At 69.3% G+C, this 24,150-nt stretch carries 27 protein-coding genes and 2 pseudogenes; 14 read left to right on the top strand and 15 right to left on the bottom strand.

Annotated features, from left to right (window positions below):
* Positions 1–3 precede the first annotated feature (3 nt).
* Positions 4–498: a DinB family protein gene (locus ACFJIT_RS11075; RefSeq protein ID WP_379653639.1), complete on the top strand. Its 495-nt coding sequence runs from the start codon at positions 4–6 to the stop codon at positions 496–498.
* A gap of 60 nt (positions 499–558) precedes the next feature.
* On the opposite strand, the gene ACFJIT_RS11070 is transcribed toward ACFJIT_RS11075, so the two are convergent.
* The 8 genes and pseudogenes from ACFJIT_RS11070 to ACFJIT_RS11035 form a co-directional block, all read right to left on the bottom strand.
* Complete coding sequence (locus tag ACFJIT_RS11070) at positions 559–1,491, bottom strand: peptidylprolyl isomerase (protein WP_379653638.1); 933 nt, start codon at positions 1,489–1,491, stop codon at positions 559–561.
* Between the two features lie 153 nt (positions 1,492–1,644).
* Positions 1,645–2,828: pseudogene (locus ACFJIT_RS11065) on the bottom strand (DUF4105 domain-containing protein).
* A gap of 2 nt (positions 2,829–2,830) precedes the next feature.
* Positions 2,831–3,694: an HlyC/CorC family transporter gene (locus ACFJIT_RS11060; RefSeq protein WP_379653637.1), complete on the bottom strand. Its 864-nt coding sequence runs from the start codon at positions 3,692–3,694 to the stop codon at positions 2,831–2,833.
* A gap of 81 nt (positions 3,695–3,775) precedes the next feature.
* Positions 3,776–4,360, bottom strand: coding sequence for a hypothetical protein (locus tag ACFJIT_RS11055; protein WP_379653636.1), 585 nt, complete (start codon positions 4,358–4,360; stop codon positions 3,776–3,778).
* Positions 4,357–4,854 (bottom strand): rRNA maturation RNase YbeY, encoded by a 498-nt coding sequence (gene ybeY, locus ACFJIT_RS11050; protein ID WP_130523466.1) that lies wholly within the window; start codon positions 4,852–4,854, stop codon positions 4,357–4,359. Before ybeY ends, ACFJIT_RS11055 begins: the two co-directional genes overlap by 4 nt.
* A 12-nt stretch (positions 4,855–4,866) precedes the next feature.
* On the bottom strand, positions 4,867–5,841 hold the full coding sequence (locus ACFJIT_RS11045; RefSeq protein WP_130523467.1) for a PhoH family protein: 975 nt from the start codon (positions 5,839–5,841) through the stop codon (positions 4,867–4,869).
* A gap of 7 nt (positions 5,842–5,848) precedes the next feature.
* Positions 5,849–6,769 (bottom strand): class I SAM-dependent methyltransferase, encoded by a 921-nt coding sequence (locus ACFJIT_RS11040; RefSeq protein ID WP_379653635.1) that lies wholly within the window; start codon positions 6,767–6,769, stop codon positions 5,849–5,851.
* Between the two features lies 1 nt (position 6,770).
* Positions 6,771–8,177 carry an FAD-dependent oxidoreductase gene (locus ACFJIT_RS11035; protein ID WP_379653634.1) on the bottom strand — a complete coding sequence of 469 codons (1,407 nt, stop codon included), beginning with the start codon at positions 8,175–8,177 and terminating at the stop codon, positions 6,771–6,773.
* A 121-nt stretch (positions 8,178–8,298) separates the two neighbouring features.
* Between ACFJIT_RS11035 and ACFJIT_RS11030 the strand changes: the two genes are divergently transcribed.
* Positions 8,299–9,075 carry a helix-turn-helix transcriptional regulator gene (locus tag ACFJIT_RS11030; RefSeq protein WP_130519862.1) on the top strand — a complete coding sequence of 259 codons (777 nt, stop codon included), beginning with the start codon at positions 8,299–8,301 and terminating at the stop codon, positions 9,073–9,075.
* Here ACFJIT_RS11030 and ACFJIT_RS11025 read toward each other — a convergent pair whose 3' ends face one another.
* Positions 9,076–9,894 carry a shikimate 5-dehydrogenase gene (locus tag ACFJIT_RS11025; protein WP_130529043.1) on the bottom strand — a complete coding sequence of 273 codons (819 nt, stop codon included), beginning with the start codon at positions 9,892–9,894 and terminating at the stop codon, positions 9,076–9,078. It lies immediately after the preceding gene.
* Positions 9,891–11,321, bottom strand: a complete 1,431-nt coding sequence (gene miaB, locus ACFJIT_RS11020; RefSeq protein WP_379653633.1) for a tRNA (N6-isopentenyl adenosine(37)-C2)-methylthiotransferase MiaB — start codon at positions 11,319–11,321, stop codon at positions 9,891–9,893. The genes ACFJIT_RS11025 and miaB overlap by 4 nt, the downstream gene beginning before the upstream one ends.
* A 200-nt stretch (positions 11,322–11,521) precedes the next feature.
* Here miaB and ACFJIT_RS11015 point away from each other — a divergent pair, with 200 nt between their 5' ends.
* The 7 genes from ACFJIT_RS11015 to ACFJIT_RS10985 all read left to right on the top strand — a co-directional run bounded on the left by ACFJIT_RS11015 (position 11,522) and on the right by ACFJIT_RS10985 (position 16,986).
* Positions 11,522–12,442 (top strand): lytic transglycosylase domain-containing protein, encoded by a 921-nt coding sequence (locus ACFJIT_RS11015; protein ID WP_379653632.1) that lies wholly within the window; start codon positions 11,522–11,524, stop codon positions 12,440–12,442.
* A 187-nt stretch (positions 12,443–12,629) separates the two neighbouring features.
* Positions 12,630–13,250: a ubiquinol-cytochrome c reductase iron-sulfur subunit gene (gene petA, locus ACFJIT_RS11010; RefSeq protein ID WP_130519869.1), complete on the top strand. Its 621-nt coding sequence runs from the start codon at positions 12,630–12,632 to the stop codon at positions 13,248–13,250.
* Entirely contained in the window at positions 13,250–14,515 is a 1,266-nt protein-coding gene (locus ACFJIT_RS11005) for a cytochrome bc complex cytochrome b subunit (protein WP_130519871.1), read from the top strand. Before petA ends, ACFJIT_RS11005 begins: the two co-directional genes overlap by 1 nt.
* Positions 14,508–15,254, top strand: a complete 747-nt coding sequence (locus tag ACFJIT_RS11000) for a cytochrome c1 (protein ID WP_130519873.1) — start codon at positions 14,508–14,510, stop codon at positions 15,252–15,254. The genes ACFJIT_RS11005 and ACFJIT_RS11000 overlap by 8 nt, the downstream gene beginning before the upstream one ends.
* 164 nt (positions 15,255–15,418) lie before the next feature.
* Positions 15,419–16,048 carry a glutathione S-transferase N-terminal domain-containing protein gene (locus ACFJIT_RS10995; protein ID WP_130523470.1) on the top strand — a complete coding sequence of 210 codons (630 nt, stop codon included), beginning with the start codon at positions 15,419–15,421 and terminating at the stop codon, positions 16,046–16,048.
* Positions 16,049–16,148: 100 nt separating this feature from the next.
* The gene (locus ACFJIT_RS10990) at positions 16,149–16,592 is read left to right on the top strand and encodes a ClpXP protease specificity-enhancing factor (RefSeq protein WP_130519878.1); all 444 of its coding nucleotides are present in this window, start codon (positions 16,149–16,151) and stop codon (positions 16,590–16,592) included.
* Positions 16,593–16,746: 154 nt separating this feature from the next.
* Positions 16,747–16,986 (top strand): hypothetical protein, encoded by a 240-nt coding sequence (locus tag ACFJIT_RS10985; protein ID WP_379653631.1) that lies wholly within the window; start codon positions 16,747–16,749, stop codon positions 16,984–16,986.
* A 33-nt stretch (positions 16,987–17,019) separates the two neighbouring features.
* Here the strand turns inward: ACFJIT_RS10985 and ACFJIT_RS10980 are convergent, their stop codons facing one another.
* From ACFJIT_RS10980 to ACFJIT_RS10965, 4 genes are all read right to left on the bottom strand, one after another.
* A complete protein-coding gene (locus tag ACFJIT_RS10980; RefSeq protein WP_130553893.1) occupies positions 17,020–17,352 on the bottom strand; it encodes a DUF3301 domain-containing protein in 333 nt (110 codons plus the stop codon).
* 43 nt (positions 17,353–17,395) lie between these two features.
* A complete protein-coding gene (locus tag ACFJIT_RS10975) occupies positions 17,396–18,463 on the bottom strand; it encodes a DUF2272 domain-containing protein (RefSeq protein WP_379653630.1) in 1,068 nt (355 codons plus the stop codon).
* Positions 18,464–18,547: 84 nt separating this feature from the next.
* Positions 18,548–19,411, bottom strand: a complete 864-nt coding sequence (gene nadC, locus ACFJIT_RS10970; RefSeq protein ID WP_379653629.1) for a carboxylating nicotinate-nucleotide diphosphorylase — start codon at positions 19,409–19,411, stop codon at positions 18,548–18,550.
* A complete protein-coding gene (locus ACFJIT_RS10965) occupies positions 19,408–19,674 on the bottom strand; it encodes a Trm112 family protein (protein ID WP_130529061.1) in 267 nt (88 codons plus the stop codon). Before ACFJIT_RS10965 ends, nadC begins: the two co-directional genes overlap by 4 nt.
* 58 nt (positions 19,675–19,732) lie before the next feature.
* Between ACFJIT_RS10965 and purE the strand changes: the two genes are divergently transcribed.
* Together purE and ACFJIT_RS10955 are read left to right on the top strand one after the other, a co-directional pair.
* Entirely contained in the window at positions 19,733–20,236 is a 504-nt protein-coding gene (purE, locus tag ACFJIT_RS10960; protein ID WP_379653628.1) for a 5-(carboxyamino)imidazole ribonucleotide mutase, read from the top strand.
* A gap of 34 nt (positions 20,237–20,270) precedes the next feature.
* Positions 20,271–21,416 carry a 5-(carboxyamino)imidazole ribonucleotide synthase gene (locus ACFJIT_RS10955; protein ID WP_379653627.1) on the top strand — a complete coding sequence of 382 codons (1,146 nt, stop codon included), beginning with the start codon at positions 20,271–20,273 and terminating at the stop codon, positions 21,414–21,416.
* 90 nt (positions 21,417–21,506) lie between these two features.
* Here the strand turns inward: ACFJIT_RS10955 and ACFJIT_RS10950 are convergent, their stop codons facing one another.
* A complete protein-coding gene (locus tag ACFJIT_RS10950; protein ID WP_130519894.1) occupies positions 21,507–22,085 on the bottom strand; it encodes a superoxide dismutase in 579 nt (192 codons plus the stop codon).
* A gap of 158 nt (positions 22,086–22,243) precedes the next feature.
* Here ACFJIT_RS10950 and grxD point away from each other — a divergent pair, with 158 nt between their 5' ends.
* The 3 genes and pseudogenes from grxD to ACFJIT_RS10935 all read left to right on the top strand — a co-directional run bounded on the left by grxD (position 22,244) and on the right by ACFJIT_RS10935 (position 23,902).
* Entirely contained in the window at positions 22,244–22,564 is a 321-nt protein-coding gene (gene grxD, locus ACFJIT_RS10945; RefSeq protein ID WP_130519896.1) for a Grx4 family monothiol glutaredoxin, read from the top strand.
* Between the two features lie 17 nt (positions 22,565–22,581).
* A pseudogene (locus ACFJIT_RS10940) lies at positions 22,582–23,298 on the top strand (SDR family NAD(P)-dependent oxidoreductase); the annotation flags it as partial.
* A 4-nt stretch (positions 23,299–23,302) separates the two neighbouring features.
* Positions 23,303–23,902 carry a MarC family protein gene (locus ACFJIT_RS10935; RefSeq protein WP_379653626.1) on the top strand — a complete coding sequence of 200 codons (600 nt, stop codon included), beginning with the start codon at positions 23,303–23,305 and terminating at the stop codon, positions 23,900–23,902.
* Positions 23,903–24,150 lie beyond the last annotated feature (248 nt).

Raw genomic sequence — 24,150 nt, 5'->3', positions numbered from 1 at the left:
CGGATGGATAAGCAGTTCGGCTACAAGGCATGGGCCAACGCGGAGATGTTCGAGGCGCTTGCCACGATCGATCCGCAGCAGCATCCGGCGCAATGGAAGCGCGCGGTGCGGCTGATGAATCACGCCTACGTGGTGGACCGGATCTTCGCCGCCCATCTGCAGGGGACGGCTCACGCCTACCAGGCGACCAACACGCCGGACACGCCGACCCTCGAAGCCTTGCGCGAAGACGTCGCCGCATCCGACGCCTGGTACCGGCAGTACGTGGCGACGCTGAAAGCCGGCGCGCTGCACGCGCCGGTCTCCTTCTCCTTCACCGACGGCGAAGCGGGCACCATGACCCGCGCGGAGATCCTGTTCCACGTGCTGGCGCATGGCGCCTACCATCGCGGCAACGTGGGGATGGTGCTGGCCGAGTGCGGCTGCGATCGCCCCAGCGACACCTTCACCCGCTATCTGCACGCCAGCGAACCGGGGCGGCGCCAAGGGATTGTCTAGGACGCGCGGATCGCGTCGGCACGTCCCGCGGCGCTGACGCGGGGGCTCCCCGCGCCTCGCTTACTTCTTGCCGCCCGGCGTCCGCACCGGCAGCGGCACGTTGCACAGGTCGATATGGCCGGCCGGACGCTTGTAGAAGTCGTCCACGCGGTTGCGCTTGGCTTCGACCACGTCGCGGAAGGTCTGGCTGTCGGTGCGCAGCAGCTCCAGCGGCGTGCGCTCGGCGGCGGGCACCTCGCTGGCCAGGCGGATCGACTTGATCGGCGTGCGTTGCGCCGGGTCGGTATAGAAGCCCATAGGCTCCGGGCCGCGCTGGATCGTGCTCAGCAGCTCCATGCCCTTCACCACGCGGCCGACCACGGTGATGTTGTCGTCCAGCTGGCGCGGCGACTGGCCGATGACCACGTACAGCTCGGCGCCAATGCTGCTGTCGTCGGCGTTGTTGCGGCCCGCGCCCAGCGTGCCGTAGCAGTGCGCCAGCCAGGCCTTGCCGTCGGCGCCGTCGCGCGCGGCCGGGAAGCCGTCGACGAAGCCCACCTGCCTGGCCCAGCCATCGCGGTCGGGCAGCGGCTGGAAGTCCAGGCCCTTGGCGCTGCGGTGGAACTCGGCCGGCAGATGCGTCTTCGCGCTGCCCAGCGACTTGGCCTTGGCCGGATCCTCGCCATCCACGTCGCCGAACTGCACCACGAAGTTGTCTTGCGAGCGGTAGATGCTGGTGCCATCCCAGAAGTGCTCGTGGGCCAGGGTCGTGATGTTGGCCACATGCTCGGGCGCGAACGCCGGCGCCAGTTCGATCACCACCCGGCCGCTGGCCAGCTCCAGGTAGAGCGTGCGCGCCGGGTCGAGCGTGCGCCAGTCGCTGGCCGGGGATGCGTCGAGGATCTGCTGCCCGCTGCGGTACGGCTTCTTGGCCTGCGCGGCCGCGCCGCCCACGGCCATGGCGGGCAACAGCGCGAGCAGCAGCGCGGCGGTGAGGCGGGCGGGAGCGGGCATGTGGCGACTCATGGCATGGAAAGGATGGGCCCGATTCTGACCGGGCGCCCCGCGCCACGCCAGCTAGGCGCGCGCCTGCGCGCTCCGGCAAGACAGGCGGGAAGCGGAACCCAACGCTGGCGCAGGCCCGCGCGGGCCTGCAAGCGCGTGGAATCAGCGCGTCGCGCGCTGAGCGGTCAGCACATACGCCAGCGCCAGATGCACCGGCACCAGCAGCGCGACCCAGGCGATGTTGGCCTGCACGTTGAACGGGAACCAGTGCAGCATCCACGCCAGCACCGACAGCGCCGCCACCAGGCGCAGCAGCCAGCGCGACCACGCGGCCAGCGCGCGGCCGCGCAGCACCTGCACCGCCGCGGGCAGCAACAGCACGCACAGCGGATCGAGGAGCAGCAGGTTGCGGTTGGCCCAGCCGGCCACGTGGCCGCTGCCGAACCAGATGAACAGCATCAGCGCGCCGGCCAGCGTGCACACCAGCCAGAACACCAGCGCCACGCCGCCGACCACGCGCCGCGCGCGCGTGCCCAGCCACACCAGCGCGAACGCCACCAGCACGCCGGCCAGCAGCCACGGCCACCAGCTGCGCGCGGTCTCCGGCGGTTCGGGTGCGATGCGGTGCGGCAGCAGTTGCTGGGTCGACTGCACCAGCGGGCGACCCTGGGTGTCTTCACCTGGGTCAGCGCATCGGCCAGGCGCATCGGCACGAAGGCCTCGTCCCAGCGCGAGAGCTGGCGGTCGGCGTAGGGGCCGAAGCCCAGGTCGAAGCCGATCCACATCCACCAGGCCGGCGAGGCCAGGCGCACCGACTCGCTGCGGTAGGTGTTGCCGCGCGAACGGCCGGCCAGCTGCTTCTTCAGCGCCCCGCCCATGGCCGCATCGAGCGCATCGCGCACCTGCGTGGCGCAGTTGCTGGTGAAGTAGTCGTAGGGATAGCGCGCATTTTCCGGACGCGCGCGCCAGGCCAGCGAATCGGCCAGCGCCTGCGCCTGCTGCGGGGTCAGGTCCAGCCACTGGATCGACACGCCGCGGCCTTCGGCCTGATAGCTCTGCAGGTCCTCCTGCAGCGGCAGCGCGACCAGGTAGTACAGCATCTTGCCGTCGATGAAGCGGCGCACGAAGCCCGGCTCGTCCGGATCGAAGAAGCCGAAGTTGTACGAGGTGGCCTGGCCGGTCTGCGGGTCGGCGACCACCAGCGCGTCATGGCCGAAGCGTTCGAAGAACACCTCGCCCGGCTGCATCGTCATCACCCCGATGCGCGGTGCGGCCGGCGCGGCACAGGCCAGCAGCGCGAACACGAGCGCGCACAGCAGGCGCGCCAGCAGGCCGGTGGTCTTCAAGCTCAATCCTCGGGCAATACGCCGACGTGGAAAGCGTGCACGCGGCGCGCATCGGCCTTGGCCACGCGGAAGGCGAAGCGTCCCAGCGTCAGCTCCTCGCCGGTCTCGGGCAGGTGGCCGATGGCGTCGGTGACCAGGCCGCCGACGGTGTCGTACTCGTCGTCGGGGAAGTCCGCGCCGAAGCGCTCGTTGAAGTCCTCGATCGGCGTCAGCGCGTCGACCACGTACTGGCCATCGGCCTGCGCGGCGATGCGCGAGGCCTCGTCCTCGGCCTCGTCGTGCTCGTCGTCGATCTCGCCGACGATCTGCTCCAGCACGTCTTCGATGGTGACCAGGCCCGCCACGCCGCCGTATTCGTCCACCACCAGCGCCATGTGGTTGCGCGAGAGGCGGAACTCCTTGAGCAGCAGGTTGAGCTTCTTCGATTCGGGGATCAGCACCGCCGGGCGCAGCAGCTCGCGCACCGTGCCCGGGCCGTTGTCGGCGACCACGCCGCGCAGCAGGTCCTTGGCCAGCAGGATGCCCAGGATCTCGTCCTTGTTCTCGCCGTGCACCGGGAAGCGCGAGTGGCCCGATTCGACCACCTGCTGCATCAGCTGCAGGAAGGGCGTGTCCACGGCCAGGGAGACCATCTGCGAGCGCGAGACCATCACATCGCCCACGGTGAGTTCGGCCACCGACATGGCGCCTTCCATCATCTTCATGGTGTCGGCCTCGAGCAGGCCGTTGTGCTGGGCGTCGCGCAGCAGCGCGAGCAGGTCTTCGCGGGATTCCGGTTCGCCGGAGAACGCCTGGCTCAGGCGTTCGAGCCAGCTGCGTCGTTTTTCAGGGATTTCCGACGCGGTTGTACTGTCGTCTTCTGACATTGGGGGGTAGACGGCACCCGGCGATCGCGGGCGTTACGGTCAGTCTAGCAGAACGGTTTCAAGCGCCGTCTGACGCCGCGTTCAGTGGGCCTGAGCCTGGGCGGCGGGCGCCGCCGGGGCCGGATCGGGGCCTTCGGTGTCCAGGTTGTAGCTGCAGCCGGCCAGCGTCTTGCCCGGGTGCGAGGCGACGTTGGAGACATTGAGGATGATGGCCTGGATCAGGGTCTGGCCGCTGGCCGGATCGGTCCGTGTCGTCGCGCGCAGCTGCTTGCCGAAGATGGCCTTCTCCGGCGTGTCGATGCCGGTCTCCAGCTCCAGCTGGTGCGCCAGTGGGCGTGGATCGGGCAGGTCCAGGATCGCCATGATGCTGTCGCCGGCGAAGGCGATCCGGTCGGTGGCATGGCCGAAGACGGTGATCGGCGCGGCCAGCTGGAATTCGGTCATGAACTGGTTGACCTGCGGCAGCGGCTTCCAGCCCAGCGCCACGGCCTTGAGCGGGTCGCTCACGGCCGGGGCCAGCGCGAGGAAGTCCGGAACCTCCTTGCGGCATTCGATCAGCGCGGCCAGGTCGGGCTTGGCGATCGGCGTGGCCTCGGCCGCATGCGCGCGCGGCGGGGCGAACGGCGCACACAGCAGCAGCGCGGTGACGAGCGCGCGCCGGCTCATGCGGCGCCGTCCGCCGCGTAGGGATCGTCGATGCCCAGCTCGGCCAGGATCTCGCGTTCCAGCTGCTCCATCGCCTCGGCCTCGGTGTCGTCCTCGTGATCCCAGCCCAGCAGGTGCAGGGTGCCGTGCACGGTCAGGTGCGCGTAGTGCGCCAGCAGCGCCTTGTCCTGCTCGCGCGCCTCGCGCGCCACGACCGGCGCGCAGATCACCAGGTCGCCCAGCAGCGGCATGGTCACGCCCTTGGGCAGCTTGATCGTCTCGTCCAGCTCGCCCGGGAAGGACAGCACATTGGTCGCGTAGTCCTTGCCGCGGTAATGCCGGTTGAGCGCGCGGCCTTCCTTGGCATCGACCAGGCGGATGGCCAGGTCGGCCTCGCGGATGCGGCCCTTCAGCGCCGCGGCGACCCACTTGCGGAAACTCACCGCGGACGGAAGGCCGGCGCGCGGCAGCGCATAGCTGACCGCGACCTGCAGATGGATCGGACCCTGGGTCATGTCGGTTTCAACTCACGCCGGATCGGCGGCCTTGTCGTCGCGCGCATCGTAAGCCCGCACGATGCGCGCCACCAGCGGATGGCGCACCACATCGCGCGCGCCGAAGAAGCTGAAGGAGATCCCGTCCACGCCGCGCAGCACCTCCAGCGCGTCCTTGAGCCCGGAGCGGATGTGCTTGGGCAGGTCGGTCTGGCTCATGTCGCCGGTCACCACCGCGGTGCTGCCGAAGCCGATGCGGGTCAGGAACATCTTCATCTGCTCGACGGTGGTGTTCTGCGCCTCGTCCAGGATCACGAAGGCATCGTTGAGCGTGCGTCCGCGCATGTAGGCCAGCGGCGCGATCTCGATGACGTTCTTCTCCAGCAGCTTGGCCACCTTCTCCACGCCCAGCATCTCGTACAGGGCGTCGTAGAGCGGGCGCAGGTAGGGGTCCACCTTCTGGCTCAGGTCGCCGGGCAGGAAGCCGAGCTTCTCGCCGGCCTCCACCGCCGGGCGCACCAGCACCAGGCGCTGCACGCGCGCCTCGTTCAGCGCCTCCACCGCCATGGCCACGGCCAGGAAGGTCTTGCCGGTGCCGGCCGGACCGATGCCGAAGTTGATGTCGTGGGTGGCGATGGCGTGCAGATAGGCGGCCTGGTTGGGGCCGCGGCCGCGCACCGTGCCGCGCTTGACCTTGATCGCCACGTCCTGCGGCGCGTAGCCACCTGCGGCGACATGCTCCAGATTGGCCTCGTTGAGGCGCAGGTGGATCGCATCGGCGTCGAAGGTCTCCGTCGCGGCTTCCGCGTACAGCGTATGCAACAGCTGCTCGGTCGCCGCCACGGCCCGGTCAGGGCCCTGCACGCGGAACACGTTGCCGCGGTTGGAGATCTCCACGCCCAGCTTCAGTTCGATCTGGCGCAGATGCGCATCGAACGGCCCGGCCAGGTTGGCCAGCTGCTCGGTGTCGTAGGGGTCGAGGGTGAAATCGTGATGGTGGGTCGTCATAGGCCGCCTAGGGTAGCGCGGCGGCCCTGAGTCGGCTGTGTGGAGAGGCGGCTGCAACGCTGTGGTCCGGATGCAGCAGGCGGCCGTGGAACAGCCATTCCCCGGGCGCGGGGTCGGGATCATCCGCATCGTCTGCGTCGGCGATTCCGTCCATCCGTACGCCGCCTTGGCCGAGCAGCGTCGGCAGGGCCTGGCGCGTCGCGCCCCAGCGGAACGGTTCGCCGCGCCGCCCCAGCCAGCGCCGCACCCAGGGGTGCTGCCGGACGAAGCCGGGCGCGCCGTCGTGGCGCAGCGCCATCGCGGTGGCAATCAGGCGTGCATCGGGCAGGGCGCGGGCCAGTTGCCGCAGCAGCGCCTGCGCCGTGTCCAGCGGCAGGTACATCAGCAGGCCCTCGGCGACAATCAGCGTGGGCAGTTCCGGCGCGAAGCCGGGCAATCCGCGCAGCCAGCGCGCCAGCGGCACCGTCCCGAGTTCGCCAGGACATAGCCGCAGGCGCGGATCGTCGAGGCGCAGCGCGCGCAGCGCGGCCTGTTTGATCGCCAGCGTGGCCCCGCGATCGACCTCGAACACGCGCAGCGCCGGCGCCTGGTCCAGCAACGCCTGCGCCAGCCCGTCGAAGCCGGCGCCCAGGATCAGCACCTGCTGCACGCCCTCGGCGCAGGCCTGTTGCGCCCATCGCCGGATCCGACGCTTGCGCCAGGTGTAGTGCGCACCGATGCCAGGCAGGCAGGCGGCCTCGAGCAGCCGCAGCAGGCCGCGTCCAGGCCGCGTATCGACTGCGCGCAGCAGGCGATCGCCGCCGCTCCCGGCGCGCTGCAGGCAGGCACGGGCGATGGCGGCGTTGCGCTGCGCGGACGGCGTGCGATCCGTCCGCGCCTCGCGTACCGCGGCGGCGGCGAGCAGCATCGAGGTGCTGATGCCGGCCATGTCAGCGCGTCACCAGCGCGGCGTGGTGGCGATACCAGTCGCTCTGCCAGCGGCCCTGCGGATCGAGTGCGCGCTTGGCGCGGAGGAGCTCGGCGAAGCGCGGATGCGCCGCCTGCACCTGCTCGCGTGTGGCCCAGCGGTGATAGGTCAGGTAGTAGCTGCCGCCGAACCACAGCGCATCGTCGATCAGCGCGCGGAAGGCCACGGCCGCGGCCTGCACGCCGGCCGGGCCATGCTGCACGTGCAGGTTGAACACCACACAGGCCCAGTCCTGCCGTGCCCACGCCAGCACGCTGGTCGTTTCGCGTTCGATCAGGCGCACCGTGCCGTAGACCGGCTGGGCGTGGTGGCGACGCAGGCTGTCGGCGGCGCGGCCCATGAAGCCCGCCAGCGCGCCGCGGGGCACGTACAGCTCGGTGATCATCTCCGAGCCGCAGTGGCCCAGGCTGCGATCGACCGCCGCGTGATAGTCCTCCAGATACACGCCGGTCTGCTGCGCATCGCTGGCGTAGTGCTGTCCGTCGGTAGACAGATAGAAATCGGCGTATTCCTGGAAGGCGCGCGAGGGCGCTTGGTGGGCCAGCCACAGCAGCCGGCCGAAGTCCTCGGCCTGCAGATGGCGCGGCGCGTCGGGCTCGACGCCATCGACCGGGCGATAGCAGGACAGCACGCCCAGATCGAGGAAATCCTCGCTACGCGGATCGATCGCGAACTGGAAATCGCCATACGTGCAGCCTTGGGCGATCGCGTCCTCGAATGCGCGCTGCACGCCGCCGATGCGGGCCAGCGACACCTGACGGCGCAGCGTCCGCCGGGGCGTCAGCCGCAACGTCATCTCCACCACCAGGCCGAAGAGCCCGTAGCCGCCGGCCACCAGGGCGAACAGCTCGGCCCCCTCGCCGCGGCTGGCCTGTACCCGCTGGCCCTGCGCATCGATCAGCATCAGCGCCTCCACGTCCTCCACGAACGGGGCCAGGCACAGCCCGCGCCCATGAATGTTGGCGGCCAGTGCGCCGCCCAGGCTGAAGTCGTCGGCGCCGGTCTGCTTCTGGCGGATCGTCCAGCCCGCCGTGTTGCCCGGGCACGCCGCCAGCCAGGCCAGCAGCGCGGGCCAGCGGATGCCGGCTTCGACCGTGATCAGGCCGCGCACCGGGTCGAAGTCCACGACGCGGTCCAGCGCGGCGGTGTCCAGCACCTGACCATCGGCGAGAAACTGCTGGCCGCCCATCGCATGCCGCGCGCCGGCGGCGATCAGTGGCGATCCGGCCCGCGCGCTGGCGCGGATCGCCGCGCAGGCCTCGGCCACCGAGCCGGGCCGCAGCATGTGCGCCCGTGTGGGATTGAGGCGGGCATGGACATCGTTGAGCAGTTCGGCGGGCCGACAGGCGGGAGCGGGCAGGGCGGGCATGCGCGTACTTGGCTGGAGAGGTGAGCGCACCCTGCACGCCGCGGATCAAGATCCGCAATCAAGTTCGGACAAGTATCGGAATATGATCCCGTCCCTCCTTCTGTGACGCGCCTCCATTGCCATGGCCGACCGCGAACGCCTGCTCACCGCGCTCAAGCGCCTGCTCAAGGAACGCGGCTGGCGCTATGCCGACCTGGCTGCGGCGCTGGGGGTGTCCGAGCCGACGATCAAACGCGTGCTTTCCAGCGGGCGCATGGACCTGGCGCGCCTTGAGCAGATCTGCGAGGTGCTGGACATCGACTTCTTCGAGCTGGCGCGCACGGCCCGCGGCGCGCGCGAGTCGCGCCGCCATCTCACCCTGCACCAGGAGCGGTCGTTGGCGGCCGAGCCGCGGCTGATGACCGTCTTCCACCTGCTATGCCAGGGCTGGCGGACCGCGGCGATCGGCGAAGGCTTCGGACTCAGGCCGCCCGAGCTGGTGCGGCTGCTGGCCCAGCTCGATCGTCTGCGCCTGCTCGACCTGCTGCCGGGTAACCACGTGCGCCTGCGCGTGCCGCGCGATTTCTCATGGCGCGACGACGGGCCGGTGCGCGCCCGCTACCTGCAGATGGCCAGCCATGAATTCCTCAAGGACGACTTCGCCGCGGCCGAGGCGCACCTGGCCCTGGAAATCGGCGAACTCGGCGAGGCGTCGGTCGCCACCCTGCGGCGCAAGCTGGACAAGCTGGTGGTCGACTTCAAGGAAGCGGCCGAGCTGGACATCAGCCTGCCGCCGGAGCGGCGGCGCAGCGTCGGTATGCTGGTCGCGCTGCGGCCGTGGGTGTTTTCGCTCGTCGACAGCCTGCGTGCGGAAAGTGCGCCGCCTGCCCGCGATCCGCGCAGGCGCGCGCGCCGCTGATCAGCCCAGCGCGTGCGCGGCGGCGCGGGCGACCAGCTCGGGTTCGGGCCGCACGCCGGTGTACAGGACGAACTGCTCTACCGCCTGCAGCACGATCACCTCGCCGCCGGTGATCACCGGCTTGCCCAGGGCGCGCGCCAGCCGGATCAGCGGGGTTTCCACCGGGATGGCGACCACGTCGAAGACCAGCTGCGCCGCGGCGACTTCCGCTTCGGTGAAGGCCAGCGACTGCGCATCGGAACTGCCTTCCATGCCGATCGGGGTGACGTTGACCAGCAGCCCGGCGGTCACGCCGCGCATGTCCTCGGACCACTGCCAGCCGGCGGTGCGCGCCAGGCGCTGGCCGGCCACCGCGTTGCGCGCCACGACCCAGCCCCGGGCGAAGCCGCCGTCGCGCAGCGCACAGGCGGTGGCCTTGGCCATGCCGCCGCTGCCGCGCAGCGCGACCGGCGTGTCCGGCGACAGCCCGCTGTCGGCGATCAGCGTGGCCACCGCGGTGTAGTCGGTGTTGTAGCCGCGCAGCACGCCCTCGGTGTTGAGGACGGTGTTGACCGAATCGATCGCCTTGGCCGACGGCTCCAGGCCGTCCAGCAGCGGGATCACCGCCTCCTTGAACGGCATCGACACCGCGCAGCCGCGGATGCCCAGCGCGCGGATGCCGGCGATCGCGCCCTCCAGGTCGGTCGTGGTGAATGCCTTGTACAGGTAGTCCAGGCCCAGCGCGTCGTAGAGGTAGTTCTGGAAGCGCGTGCCGAAGTTGCCCGGCCGTCCGGACAGCGACATGCACAGCTGGGTGTCGCGGCTGATGCGCGCGGTCATGCGGCCCGCTCCGTGTCGGTGACCACGCGGCCGCGCAGCGAGTTGGTCAGCGCCTCGGTGATCAGCACATCGACGAACTGGCCGATCAGGCGCTGCGGCGCGGGGAAGTTCACCGAGCGCATGTTCTCGGTCTTGCCGGTGAGCTCGTTGGGATTCTTCTTCGACGGGCCTTCGACCAGTACGGTCTGCACGCTGCCGACCATCCTCTGTGAGATCTCCGCGGCGAAGGCGTTGATGCGCGCCTGCAGGCGCTCGAGGCGCGCGTGCTTGATCTGGCTGGGTGTGTCGTCGGCCAGGTCGGCCGCCGGCGTTCCGGGACGGCGCGAGTAGATGAAGGAGAAGCTCTGGTCGAAGCCCACGTCCTCGATCAGCTTCATGGTCTTCTCGAAGTCCGCATCGGTCTCGCCGGGGAAGCCGACGATGAAGTCCGAGCTGATCGAGATGTCCGGCCGCACCGCGCGCAGCTTGCGGATCTTGGACTTGAACTCCAGCGCGGTGTAGCCGCGTTTCATCGCGCTGAGGATGCGGTCGCTGCCCGCCTGCACCGGCAGGTGCAGGTAGTTGGCCAGCTGCGGCACGTCGCGGTACGCATCGATGAGCGTGTCGGAGAACTCCAGCGGATGGGAGGTGGTGAAGCGGATGCGGCCCACGCCCTCGATCTGGGCGATGGTGCGGATCAGCATGCCCAGATCCGCGATCTCGCCCTCGCCGTACGGGCCGCGGTAGGCGTTGACGTTCTGGCCGAGCAGATTGATCTCGCGCACGCCCTGGGCGGCCAGCTGCGCCACCTCGACCAGCACGTCCTCGAATGGCCGGCTCACCTCGGTGCCGCGGGTATAGGGCACTACGCAGAAGCTGCAGTACTTGCTGCAGCCCTCCATGATCGACACGAAGGCGCTGGGGCCCTCGGCCCGCGGTTCGGGCAGGGCGTCGAACTTCTCGATCTCCGGGAAGCTGATGTCCACCTGCGGGCGGTTCTGCTCGCGCCGCGCACGGATCAGCTCGGGCAGGCGGTGCAGGGTCTGCGGGCCGAACACCAGATCCACATAGGGGGCGCGCTTGACGATGGCCTCGCCTTCCTGGGACGCCACGCAGCCGCCGACGCCGATGATGACCTCGCGGTCGCCGGTCTTGAATTCCTTCCAGCGGCCCAGCTGGCTGAAGACCTTCTCCTGCGCCTTCTCGCGGATCGAGCAGGTGTTGACCAGGATGACGTCGGCCTCTTCGGGCCGGTCGGTCAGCTCCAGCCCTTCGGCCTGGGCGAGCACGTCGGCCATCTTGGCCGAGTCGTACTCGTTCATCTGGCAACCGTGGGTCTTGATGTACAGCTTGCCGCGCACATGCGCCGGCCGGGTGGCGACGAAGGGCAGGGGGATGAGCGAGGTGTCGCCCGAGGCGGGCGGGGTGACGTCTGGCGTCCCGGTCATGGCGCTTAATCCAGTCGGGTGGGCGGGGAAGCCGGCTAGTTTAGCGGCTTGGCGGCTTGAGCCGGACGGCAGGCGCAGCGGGCAGTCGCACGCGAGGGACGAGGAGGGCAAACGCTGTGCCGCGCCCCACCGGAGCGTCACCCTGCCGACCGCACGCCGAATGCTTGTTAAGTCATTGATAAGCTGGGACACTCGCGCCCATGAGGGGGCTGCTGCGACTGGGGATGATCGCTGCCGCGCTGGTCGCGCTGCCGGCCAGCGCCGGCACGTTGTATAAGTGCGTCGGCGCCGACGGGATCCCGGCCTACGTCAGCAAGCGCGTCTCCGGCGCCACCTGCACGGTGGTGAGCCAGTACCGGGCCGAGCCGGCGCGCCGCGCCCAGGCCAGCGCGCCGACACACAGACCTCCCGCGTCTGCCGCGCCTGCCGCCATCGTGCCGCCCAGCGTCGAGTCGCGGCCTTCGACGGCCATCGTCCCGGCCGCACCGCCGCCGCCGACCGCCGCCGTGGCCAAGCCCGCGGCCGTGCCGCCGCGCCGCGTGGTCAGCGGCCAGGTCTATTCCTTCATCAAGGACGGGGTGCGCAACTACACCAGCGCCCGTCCGCGCGGGCTGGCCAGCGCCGACATCCGCACGATCAAGTACAGCTTCATCGAGACCTGCTACGCCTGCGGCAATCCCAACCTCAACTTCGGCGCGGTACGGCTGAACACGGTCGCCTACGAGAGCGAGATCGCCTCGGCCGCGCGCGAATTCGGCGTGGAAGAGGCGATCGTGCGCGCCATCATCCATGCCGAATCCTCCTACAACCCGCTGGCGCTCTCGCGCGCCGGCGCGATGGGGCTGATGCAGCTGATGCCGGCCACCGCGCGCCGTTTCGGCGTGGACGATGCCTACAACGCCACGCAGAACATCCGCGGCGGCGTGCAGTACCTGGCCTGGCTGCTCAAGCGCTACCAGGGCAATCTGACCCTGGCCGCAGCCGGCTACAACGCCGGCGAAGGCGCGGTGGACCGCAACGGCGGCGTGCCGCCCTATGCCGAGACCCAGCGCTACGTGCAGCGCGTGGGCGTGCTGGCCGAGCGCTACCGGGCCAACCTGGGGACGGTCGGCCTTCGCTGAACGGATGTTGCGCTGCAGTACCGGAACGGCCGGGTTTTCCTTTTCCAACTGATTGATCGGAAAGGGATTGTTGTGGCGAAATTTTTTATTCAGTTAGACTCCGACGCGCTCTTGCGATGAGGCCATTCCATCGGCCCCATCACTGGCAGCCAGACAGCTACCTCAAGATGTTTTCGCGGAGTAAGGGATGGCCAACGACGAGGTCACAATGCCCGTGGATGCGGGGCGCCGCCGGTTCCTGACGGCCACCACCGCAGTCGTCGGTGCCGTGGGTGCAGGCTTTCTGGCCGTCCCGTTCATCAAGTCATGGAATCCAAGCGCCCGGGCCAAGCTCGCCGGCGCACCGGTGACCGCCGACATCACCGGGCTGCAGGAAGGCCAGCGCATGGTGCTGGAATGGCGCGGCCAGCCGATCTGGGTGGTCAAGCGCTCCAAGGCGATCCTGGACGCGCTGCCGAGCCTGGACGATCGCCTGCGCGATCCGGAGAGCACCAACAAGGACCAGCAGCCGGCCTACGTGCTCAAGGGCAATCCCGAGTTCCGTTCGATCAAGCCGGAAATCTCGGTGCTGGTCGGCCTGTGCACGCACCTGGGCTGCTCGCCGGAGATCATCGCCGAGATCCGGCCCGAGCCGTTCGATCCGCAGTGGAAGGGCGGCTACTTCTGCCCCTGCCACAAGTCGCGCTTCGACATGTCCGGGCGCGTGTTCCAGGGCGTGCCGGCGCCGATCAACCTGCTGGTGCCGCCGCATCACTACCAGGACGACAACACCATCATCATCGGCGTCGATCCGCAGGGAGCTGCCTGATGTCCAACGTCATCACGCGAGCGGCCAACGGGGTCTTCGACTGGGTCACGGCGCGGGCGCCCGGGCTGATGCCCATGTACCGCAAGCACATGAGCGAGTACTACGCGCCGAAGAACTTCAACTTCTGGTACTACATGGGCTCGCTGGCCCTGTTGATCCTGGTCAACCAGATCGTCACCGGCATCTTCCTGACGATGAACTACAAGACCAGCGCGGCCGAGGCCTTCGCCTCGGTCGAGTACATCATGCGCGACGTCGAGTGGGGCTGGCTGATCCGGTACATGCATTCCACCGGCGCCTCGCTGTTCTTCATCGTGGTCTACCTGCACATGTTCCGCGGGCTGATGTACGGCAGCTACCAGAAACCGCGCGAGCTGGTGTGGATCCTGGGGATGCTGATCTACCTGGTGCTGATGGCCGAGGCCTTCATGGGCTACGTGCTGCCCTGGGGCCAGATGTCGTTCTGGGGCGCCAAGGTGATCATCTCGCTGTTCGGCGCCATCCCGGTGATCGGGCAGGGCCTGACCGAATGGATCATGGGCGACTACCTGCCCAGCGATGCCACGCTCAACCGTTTCTTCGCCCTGCACGTGATCGCGCTGCCGCTGGTGCTGTTGCTGCTGGTGGTGCTGCACCTGGGCGCGCTGCATGAGGTCGGCTCCAACAACCCGCAGGGCGTGGACACCAAGCACGGGCCCAAGGGCAACCGCTGGAGCAAGACCGCGCCGATCGACACGATCCCGTTCCACCCGTACTACACGGTCAAGGACCTGGTCGGCGTGGGCTTCCTGCTGGTGATCGGTGCGTTCATCATCTTCTTCGCGCCGGCCTTCGGGGGCCTGTTCCTGGAGCACGACAACTTCACCGAGGCCAACCGCCTGGTGACGCCCGAGCACATCAAGCCGGTCTGGTACTACACGCCCTACTACGCGATGTTGCGCGTGGTGCCCAACAAGCTGGGCGGCGTGCTGGTGATGTTCTCGGCCATCGCCATCCTGTTCACCGTGCCCTGGCTGGACCGCGGCAAGGTGCGCTCGATCCGCTACCGCGGCCTGGCCTACAAGATCGCGCTGGGAATTTTCGCCTTCAGCTTCGTCTACCTGGGCAAGATCGGGTCGGGCCCCGGCACGGACATCACCGAGACCTACATCGGCCGGGTGCTGACCTGCTGCTACTTCGGCTTCTTCATCTTCCTGTGGGTGTACACGTTCTTCGGCCTTGAACGCACCAAGCCGGTGCCCGACCGGGTGAGCACGCATGACTAAGCGCCTTCTCCCGCGGCTGGCGGCCTTCGCCGCTGGCCTGCTGCTGAGCACCGGCCTGCTGGCCGCCGAGGGCGGCGCGACGCTGCAGGCCGGCAACGACCTGAGCGACAAGGCCTCGCTGCAGCGCGGCGCCAAGCTGTTCATGGGCTACTGCTCGGGCTGCCACTCGCTCAAGTACCTGCGCTATTCGCGCATGGCCCAGGACCTGGGCCTGACCGAGGACCAGGTGATGGCCAACCTCAACTTCACCGGCGCGCCGGTGGGGCAGCAGGTGCAGGTGGCCATGCCGCACGACGGGGCGACCAAGTGGTTCGGCAAGATGCCGCCGGACCTGAGCCTGATCGCGCGCGTACGCGGTCCGGACTGGGTCTACACCTACCTCAAGTCCTTCTACCTGGACGAGAGCCGGCCGCTGGGCTGGAACAACAAGCTGTTCCCCAACGCCTCCATGCCCAACCCGTTGTGGGAGCTGCAGGGCCTGCAGCACGCCAAGTTCGGCCCGGAAGACCCGCAGACCAAGGAAAAGCCGGTCGAGGCGCTGGTGCTGGCCTCGCCCGGGACCGAGAGTCCGGCCGAGTTCGACCGCACCGTGCGCGATATCACCAACTTCCTTGAGTACGCCGGCGAGCCGGCCGCGCTCAAGCGCCAGAGCATGGGCGTGTGGGTGATCCTGTTCCTGGCGGGGCTGACCTTCCTGGCATTCCTGCTGAAGAAGGAGTTCTGGAAGGACGTCCACTAAAGCGGGGTCATGACCTCCAGCAGGGGTGCGCAAATCGGCGGCTGCCTGCTATGTTCATGTTCATCGCGTCTCGCGGCATGCCGCGACGCGGTGTCCAGGCAGGAAGCCTGGCAGAAACAGGCGTGGCCGGTGGATGCCGGCCGCTGGATGAGCCCGACAAGGTGATGAGTGCCCGCATGCGAAATACCCTGACGCTGTTCTCCTCCGTGGATGATGTGCTGTGCCACCGCGTGCGGCTGGTGCTGGCCGCCAAAGGCGTCAGCTACGACCTGGTGCCGGTCGATCCGCAGAATCCGCCCGAGGACCTGATCGACCTCAACCCCTATCACTCCGTGCCGACCCTGGTCGAGCGCGACCTGACGCTGTACGCCGCCTCGGTGGTCAGCGAGTACCTGGACGAGCGCTACCCGCACCCGCCGCTGATGCCGGTCGATCCGCTCTCCCGCGCGCGCCTGCGCCTGGCGATGCTGCGCATCGAGGTGGACTGGGTGCCGCAGGTGCAGGCCATCCAGCTGGGCAACAAGGCCCAGGCCGACGCCGGCCGCAAGCGCCTGAAGGAGCTGCTGACCGCCTCGGTGCCCCTGTTCAAGGCCAGCAAGTTCTTCCTCAACCCGGAAATGAGCCTGGCCGACTGCGCCATGGCCCCGATCATCTGGCGCCTGCAGTCGCTGGACGTCGGCCTGCCCAAAGACGGCAAGGCGATCGAGGATTACGGCAACCGCATCTTCCGCAATCCGGGCTTCGTGCGCAGCCTGACCGAGCAGGAAAAGAAGCTGCGCGATCTGCCGGCCTGAAGGCAGGAGTGAGCCCGAAGCGCTGAGGCGTGGATGAGCAGGTGGCGCTTGCGCCGCCGTCTTCTCCCCCTCATTCCTCGCTCTTGGCTAAACTGCGGGCATGACTGAAGACGTGCCCCCGATGACCAGCCATCGCCCGTATCTGCTGCGGGCGCTGGCCGAATGGATCGCCGACAACGACATGACCCCGCACCTGCTGGTCGATGCGACCCAGCCCGGGGTGCAGGTGCCCTCCAGCGCGGTCAAGGAAGGCCGGGTGGTGCTCAACATCGCCCAGCGTGCGGTCGCGCACCTGGTCATCGACAACCTGACGGTCAGCTTCAGCGCCCGCTTCGGCGGGGTGAGCTATCCGGTCAACGTGCCGATCTCGGCGGTGCTGGCGATCTATGCGCGCGAGACCGGCCAGGGCATGGCGCTGCCCGAGGACATCGCCGCCGGGCAGGGTCCGCACGACGATGATGAGCCGCCTTCGCCCGATGGCGCGGCCCCGGACGAACCGACGCCGCCACCGGCCAAGCGCCCGCATCTGCGCGTGGTGAAGTAGCACAGCCGATAAAATCCCCTGCCGTCGTTCCCGCGAAAGCGGGAACCCAGCGACTTTCAAGCGGTAAGGCCAAAGGCGCTGGATTCCCGCTCTCGCGGGAATGACGGAGTTATGGTTTGCCGTAAGCCTGCACCGTTGCCGCCGGGAAGCCGCCATGCCTGATCCACACGCCGACTACTGGTTCCCCGCCAAGCGTTTCGGCTTCGGCTGGGGCCTGCCGTGCCGCTGGCAGGGCTGGCTGACGATGGTCCTGTACCTGGGCGTGGTGGGCGGCGCGAGCGGGCTGTTCCGCCACGGCCATCACACGCAGGCGCACCTGATCGTCATCGGCGTGGCGACGGCGCTGCTGGTGCTGGTCTGCGTGCTCAAGGGCGAGCCACCGCGCCGCCGTTGAAACACGCGGTGCCGGCCGAATGAAGCCCCGGCGTCAGTGCAGGCTGGGGAACTGCGCAGTGTTGTCCGGGCGCGTAGGCCCGACGAAGGACACCAGCCGCTGCCCATGCAGCACCATCTTGCCGGTGTGGCGCTCGACGCCGTCGTGGGAATAGTCGAAGCGGAAACTGCGCTCCAGCCCCAGCCTGCCGTCCTCGCCGCGGCGCAGGCGCACGCCGGTGGCCTGCACGCTCTGGTCCAGCCACAGCACGCCGGCCGCCTCGCAGGCGTTGCGACCGACCTGGGTGGCGCGTTCGGCCGCGGCGCGCGAGGCGTTCCACCAGAAGAACACGGCCGCGCCGAAGATCAGGATGAGGATCGGAGTCATGGCGCGACTTTAGCGGTGCGCGGGCCTGCGCGGCAGGCGTGGATCACTCGCCGCTTTTCAAGGGCGCCGGTGCCTCGACCGGAGGTGCCGCGGCGGGCGGCGCATTCGGGGCCGGGGCCTGGCCCGGCGCCTCCGGCGCAGGCGGGGCCTGCGGCAGGGGCTGCGGTTCCACGGGCGGCGGCGCAGCAGGCGCGGCGGGTGCCGGGTCGGCCACCTGCAGCTTCAGCAGCACCGCCCAGTCCTGACGGTTGAAGTTGCACTGGTCGGGTTGTGCGGGCGTGCATTCGGCGCCCGGACCGGTGGCATCACCGCCGTCCTCGCTCACACGCGGCAGCGGCAGGACCACGCGGCCGCTGCGGTCCAGGTCCAGCTGGCGCATGGTCACCGCGTTGAGCACGTTGCCGCCGATCAGGTGCAGAGTGCGGTCGCCGCCGACATTGGCGGCCACCACGATGTCGCAATGGGATTGGTTGGGCACGCCGGCGCGGGAGGCCAGGGCGGCGTTCAGGCCGGCGAAGCCCATCACCTGCCGGCGGTTGCGGATGAAGCACAGCAGATCGCCGGGCGCAGGCTTCTCGGTGGCCGGATCGGTGAAGCGGTAGGGGCCGCCGCTGCCACCGTCGCGAAAGGCCGCGCGGATGTAGTCGATGTGGCGCGGCGATCGGGTGAAGTTCATGACGCCGGCCCGCGTCATGACCCAGGACACGAATGCCGCCGACCACGGCGTATCGATCAGGAACGCGCGGCAGTCGCTGTCCGTGAAGCGATTGCCCGGCGGTGCCCAGCAGCTGGCCGCGCCGGGCTCGCCCGCCACCTGCGACAGCGTGCCGCTCTCGCGCCAATAGCCGGCCACGCGCTGCCAGGGCACCAGGCCGTGGTCGGCCAGGTTGCCGCTCTCGGCTTCGGTGACGCGCAACGAGGCCAGCCGGCCCTGACGGTCGATGAAGGGGCGCATCCACTGCCGGTGCTCCTCGCAGGCGGCACGGACGATGGCGATCGCGGCCTGGCTCAGGCCGAAGCGCGGCGGGGCGTCGCAGACCTCGATCGCCTGCGCCCGGGTGCCGATGCCCAACAGCAGCAGTGCCAGGACGCGCGTCCAGCGAAACGGCATCGTCTGCGGATCCTTGATGAAGGTGAGTTCTCACTACGTACGCTGGCAGAGTCACAGGCCAAGACGCGTGAAACCCCACGCCGATCAAGCGCTGTGCGGCGGCGGGCCCAGCTTCAGCGACAGGTCCACGGCGTGCACATGCTTGGTCAGCGCGCCGATGGAGATGCAGTCCACGCCGTCCTGCGCCACGGCGCGCACGGTGTCCAGATCGACCATGCCGGAGACCTCCAGCGGCACGCGGCCGGCGGCGATGCGCACCGCTTCGCGGCGCTGCTCGGGGCTGAAGTCGTCGAGCATGATCCGGGTGCAGGGCAGTTCCAGTGCCTGGCGCAGCTCGTCCAGCGACTCGACCTCGACCACCAGCGGCAGCTGCGGGTACAGGGCGCGGGCCGCGCGCATGGCCGCGGCGATGCCGCCGGCGGCGCGCACATGGTTTTCCTTGAGCATCACCATGTCGAACAGGCCGATGCGGTGGTTGTCGCCGCCGCCGCAGCGCACGGCGTACTTCTGCGCCAGGCGCAGGCCCGGCACGGTCTTGCGCGTGTCCAAGATGTGCGCGCCGGTCCCGCGCACGGCCTCGACGAAGGCCGCGGTGACCGTGGCCGTGCCGCTCAGGGTCTGCAGGAAGTTGAGCGAGGTGCGCTCGGCGCTGACCAGCGTGCGCGCGCGCCCGCGCAGGGTGGCCAGCACGGTGCCGGCGGCCACGCGCTGGCCCTCGGCCACGCGCCAGTCGATGGAGACCTGCGGATCGAGCTGGCGATGGCAGGCGTCGAACCACGGCCGCCCGCAGATCACCGCTTCCTGCTTGCACAGCAGATAGGCGACATCGTCGGTATCCGGCAGCAGCGCGGCGGTGACATCGCCCGGGCCGAGGTCCTCGGCCAGGGCGCGGCGCACATCGTCCAGGACCACCGCCTCGGGCGGCGGCAGCGGCGCGGCGGCGCTCACGCCGGGAAGTCGGCGACCTGGACGGTGGCGATGCCTTCCTCGGGCAGCAGGACCGGGATGCCGTCCTCGACGCGGTAGACGGTCTTGCGGTCGCGGGTGACCAGGGCTTCCTTGAGCGGTTCGGCCTGGGCGCTGCCGTCCACGCGCTTGAGCGCGCCGGCCGCGATGACGCGGTTCAGCGCCTCCACGCCGCGGGCCTCGAGCGGGCCCAGCGGTTGGCGCGAGACGGGGCAGCACAGCAGATCGAGCAGTTTGCGGTCCATGGAAGGTCCGTTGGCGAACAAGATCGCTAGAATATCGTTTTGTCGCAGGGCAGGGCCAATGACCGACGATCTGGCAGCGCCGCGTGTGGGCATCGTGATGGGCTCGCGTTCGGATTGGGAGACCATGCAGCACGCCGCGCAGAAGCTCGATGCGCTGGGCGTTGCCTACGAGGTGAAGGTCGTCTCGGCCCACCGCACGCCCGACGTGCTGTTCTCCTATGCCGAGCAGGCCGCCGCGCGCGGACTGCGCGCGATCATCGCCGGCGCCGGCGGCGCGGCGCACCTACCCGGCATGCTGGCGTCCAAGACCGCGGTGCCGGTCCTGGGCGTGCCGGTGCAGTCCAAGGCCCTGAACGGCATGGATTCGCTGCTGTCCATCGTGCAGATGCCGGCCGGCATCCCGGTAGCGACCTTCGCCATCGGCAACGCCGGCGCGGCCAATGCGGCGCTGTTCGCCGCGGCGATGCTGGCGCCGGAGGCGCCGGCGGTGGCGCAGGCGCTGGACGCCTTCCGGGCCAAGCAGACCCAGGACGTCATGGACCATGACGATCCGCGGCGATGAGCACGGTCGGCATTCTTTCGCAGCGGGGGCGCGCATGACGACAGTGGGGATCCTGGGGGGCGGGCAGCTGGCCCGCATGCTGGCGCTGGCGGGCGTGCCGCTCGGGCTGAAGTTCCTCGTCCTGGACCCGTCGGCCGCGTCCTGCGCCGGCCAGTGCGCGCCGCTGCAGGTGGGCGCGTTCGACGACGAGCCGGCGCTGGCGCAGTTCGCGTCCAGGGTCGATGTGGTGACCTTCGATTTCGAGAACGTGCCGGCCGCCAGCGCGCAGTGGCTGGCCGAGCGGGTGCCGGTGTATCCCAATCCGCAGGCGCTGGGCGTAGCGCAGGACCGCCTGTCGGAGAAGACGCTGTTCGGCGAGCTGGGCATCCCGGTGCCGGCGTTCGCGGCGGTCGACTCGCGCGAGGGGCTGGACGCGGCGCTGGCACGGATCGGCACGCCCTGCATCCTCAAGACGCGGCGCTTCGGCTACGACGGCAAGGGCCAGTTCCGGATCAAGTCGCCGGCCGACGCGCAGGCCGCGTGGGACGCGTTGGGCGCGCAGGCCGTCACCGTCGGACTGATCGTGGAGGGCTTCGTCGCCTTCGAGCGCGAGGTGTCGGTGGTGGCCGTGCGCGGCCGCGATGGTGCGTTCAAGGCCTTCCCGCTGACCCAGAACTGGCATGTCGACGGCGTGCTGTCGGCCAGCCTGGCGCCGGCGCAGGCCAGCCAGGCGCTGCAGGCGCAGGCGGTCGACTATGCGCGGCGCGTGGCCGAGCGCCTGGATTATGTCGGGGTGTTCGCGCTGGAGCTGTTCTGCCAGGGCGAGACGCTGCTGGCCAACGAAATGGCCCCGCGCGTGCACAACTCCGGGCACTGGACCATCGAAGGCGCGGAGGTCTCGCAGTTCGAGGCGCACCTGCGCGCGGTGCTGGGCCTGCCGCTGGGCGAGCCGGCCATGCGCGGACACGCCTGCATGCTCAACTGGCTGGGGCAGATGCCCGACGCCAACGGGGTGCTCGACCAGCCCGGAGGCCACTGGCACGACTACGGCAAGTCGCCGCGCGAGGGTCGCAAGGTCGGCCACGCCACGCTGCGTGCCGATACCGCACAGGCCCTGTCCGTCGCCCTGACCGCGGCGGGTGAGGCGCTTTCGCGTCAGGCCCAGGTGCAGCCGGTGCTGGAGCGCCTGGCGCGCAGCTGAGCGGATCGCCTCCCGCGTCCCGGTTGCCGCTGGACGCGCCCATGAAAAAGGCCGGGGAATCCCCGGCCTTTTCGTACAGCCAGCGAAGGATCAGGCCAGGTTCTTGGCCACGAAGTCCCAGTTGACCAGCGACCAGAACGACTCGACGTACTTCGGACGCGCGTTGCGATAGTCGATGTAGTAGGCGTGCTCCCACACATCGATGGTCAGCAGCGGGGTGTCCTCGCCGGTCAGCGGCGTGGCGGCGTTGGAGGTGCTTACCAGGCCGACGCTGCCGTCCTTCTTCTGCACCAGCCAGCCCCAGCCCGAGCCGAAGGTGCCGATGGCGGTCTTGGTGAACTCTTCCTTGAACTTCTCGAAGTCGCCGAAGGCCGCGTTGATCAGCTCGGCCAGCTTGCCGCTCGGCGCGCCGCCGCCGTTGGGCGACAGGCAGTTCCAGTAGAAGGTGTGGTTCCACACCTGCGCGGCGTTGTTGAACACGCCGCCCTGGGACTTCTTGATGATGCTCTCCAGCGGCTGGTCGGCGAACTCGGTGCCCTCGATCAGCTTGTTGAGGTTGTCCACATAGGCCTTGTGATGCTTGCCGTAGTGGAAATCGATGGTCTCGCCGGAGATGTGCGGTTCCAGTGCGGTGCGGTCGTAGGGCAGGGCGGGGAGCTCGATGGCCATGGCGGTTCCTCTTGGCTTGGCGTGTCTGGCAGATGCCGGGGGCGGGGGCGCAGGGCTTACAATTGCGTCCGACCAGCGGCGATGGAAAGCGCCGCGCAGTTTACTCGACGAGGGTGCGCATGCCGTCAAGGGCGTGCGGCAACGCAGGAGAACGCAACATGCCGGTGCTGGAACGTATCCAGGCGGAGCTGGACCGCCACCCCATGGTGCTCTTCATGAAGGGCACCCCGGAGTACCCGATGTGCGGCTTCTCTAGCCGCGCGGTCCAGGCCCTGCTGTCGGCCGGCGCGGTGGACCTGCGCGCGATCAACGTGCTGGAAGAGCCCGAGATCCGCGCCAACCTGCCGCGCTTTTCCAACTGGCCGACGTTCCCACAGTTGTTCATCCATGGCGAACTGATCGGCGGCTGCGACATCACCCTGGAACTGCACGAGTCCGGCGAACTGGAACGCATCGTCGCCGAGGCCATGCCGCGGTGAGTCTGCTGCAGGTGCCCATGCGCCCCGTGCAGTCCCTGGCCGGGCGTGTGGTGCTGATCAGCGGGGCGCACGGCGGCCTGGGCGAGGCCAGTGCCCGCGCCTGCGCGCAGGCCGGTGCCACCCTGGTGCTCCTGGGCCGCCGGCCGGCCAAGCTCGCCCGCATCTATGACGCCTGCGCCCAGCTCGGCCCCGAGCCGCTGCTCTATCCGCTGGACCTGGAAGGCGCCGCACCGGACGACTACGCCGAACTGGCCCAGCGCATCGAGGCTAACCTCGGCCGCCTCGACGGGGTGCTGCACTGCGCGGCCGAGTTCCGCGGCCTGACCCCGCTGGAGCACACCGACCCGGCTGCCTTCGCGCGCGCCATCCATGTCAACCTCACCGCGGCGTGGTGGCTGAGCCAGGCCTGCCTGCCGCTGCTGCGTCGTGCGGCGGACAGCGCGCTGGTGTTCACCCTGGACAATCCGCGCCGCGTCGGTCACGCCTACTGGGGCGGCTACGGCGTGGCCCAGCACGGGCTGGCCGCGCTGGTGCAGATGCTGCACGCCGAGCTGGCCAGCACCCCGGTGCGGGTCAGCGCGCTGCAGCCCGGGCCGATGCGCACCATGCTGCGCGCCCGCGCCTACGCCGAGGACACCGATCCGGCGCTGGCCGATGCCGACCAGTACGCCGCACACTGCGTGACCCTGCTTTCTCCAGACGGCGCCGAGCGGCGCGGCCTGGTCTGGAATCCCTGGCATGACCATCCTGTCCGCAGCGCTGCTGCTGTTCCTGATCCTCGACCCGCTGGGCAACATCCCGGTGTTCCTGTCGGTGCTGCGGCCGCTGCCGCCGCAGCGCCAACGCATCGTGCTGATCCGCGAGCTGCTGATCGCGCTGGTCGTGCTGATGGGGTTCCTGTGGGGCGGCAAGTACTTCCTGGAACTGATGCACCTGCGCCAGGAGTCGGTGCAGATCGCCGGCGGCATCGTGCTGTTCCTGATCGGCATCCGCATGATCTTTCCGCGGCCGGAAGGCCTGATGGGCGAGATCCCCGGCGGCGAGCCCTTCATCGTGCCGCTGGCCATCCCGCTGGTGGCCGGCCCCTCCGGCATGGCCGCGGTGATGCTGATGGGCAGCAACGAGCCCGAGCGTCTGCTCGGCTGGAGCCTGGCCCTGGGGCTGGCGTGGCTGGCGACGGCGATGATCCTGTTCTCGGCCACGCTGGTCTACAAGTGGCTGGGCATGCGTGCGCTGACCGCGATCGAGCGGCTGATGGGCATGCTGCTGGTGGCCATTTCCGTGCAGATGCTGCTCGACGGGATCGGCACGTATCTCGGCGCGCTTCGCGGCGGTTGAGACCTGAGGGGGCGTCTGATTGGATGCCAACCCGTGTCCGTATTTCCTGCTCCGCCCCGAGTCCAGGCCGTAGGCGTTTAATCGCCCAAAGATGTCATTTAAGTGACGGCGACCGGCAGGCGCAGTCGCATGAATACCATTTAAGCCATTGATTGGAAGGGGATTCTCCCCCCGCTTTCGCGCGAATGCCGCAGCGCGCAAAAGTCGTCACGATCCGGTCACATCGCGCCTTTACCGTGTTAACCTGT

Origin of the sequence: Pseudoxanthomonas sp. UC19_8 (assembly GCF_042700505.1) — a bacterium.
In the GTDB taxonomy this organism is placed as follows: Bacteria; Pseudomonadota; Gammaproteobacteria; order Xanthomonadales; family Xanthomonadaceae; genus Pseudoxanthomonas_A; species Pseudoxanthomonas_A winnipegensis.
The sequence above is the reverse complement of the archived record's forward strand: the minus strand, read 5'-3'. Positions and strand labels throughout refer to the sequence as shown.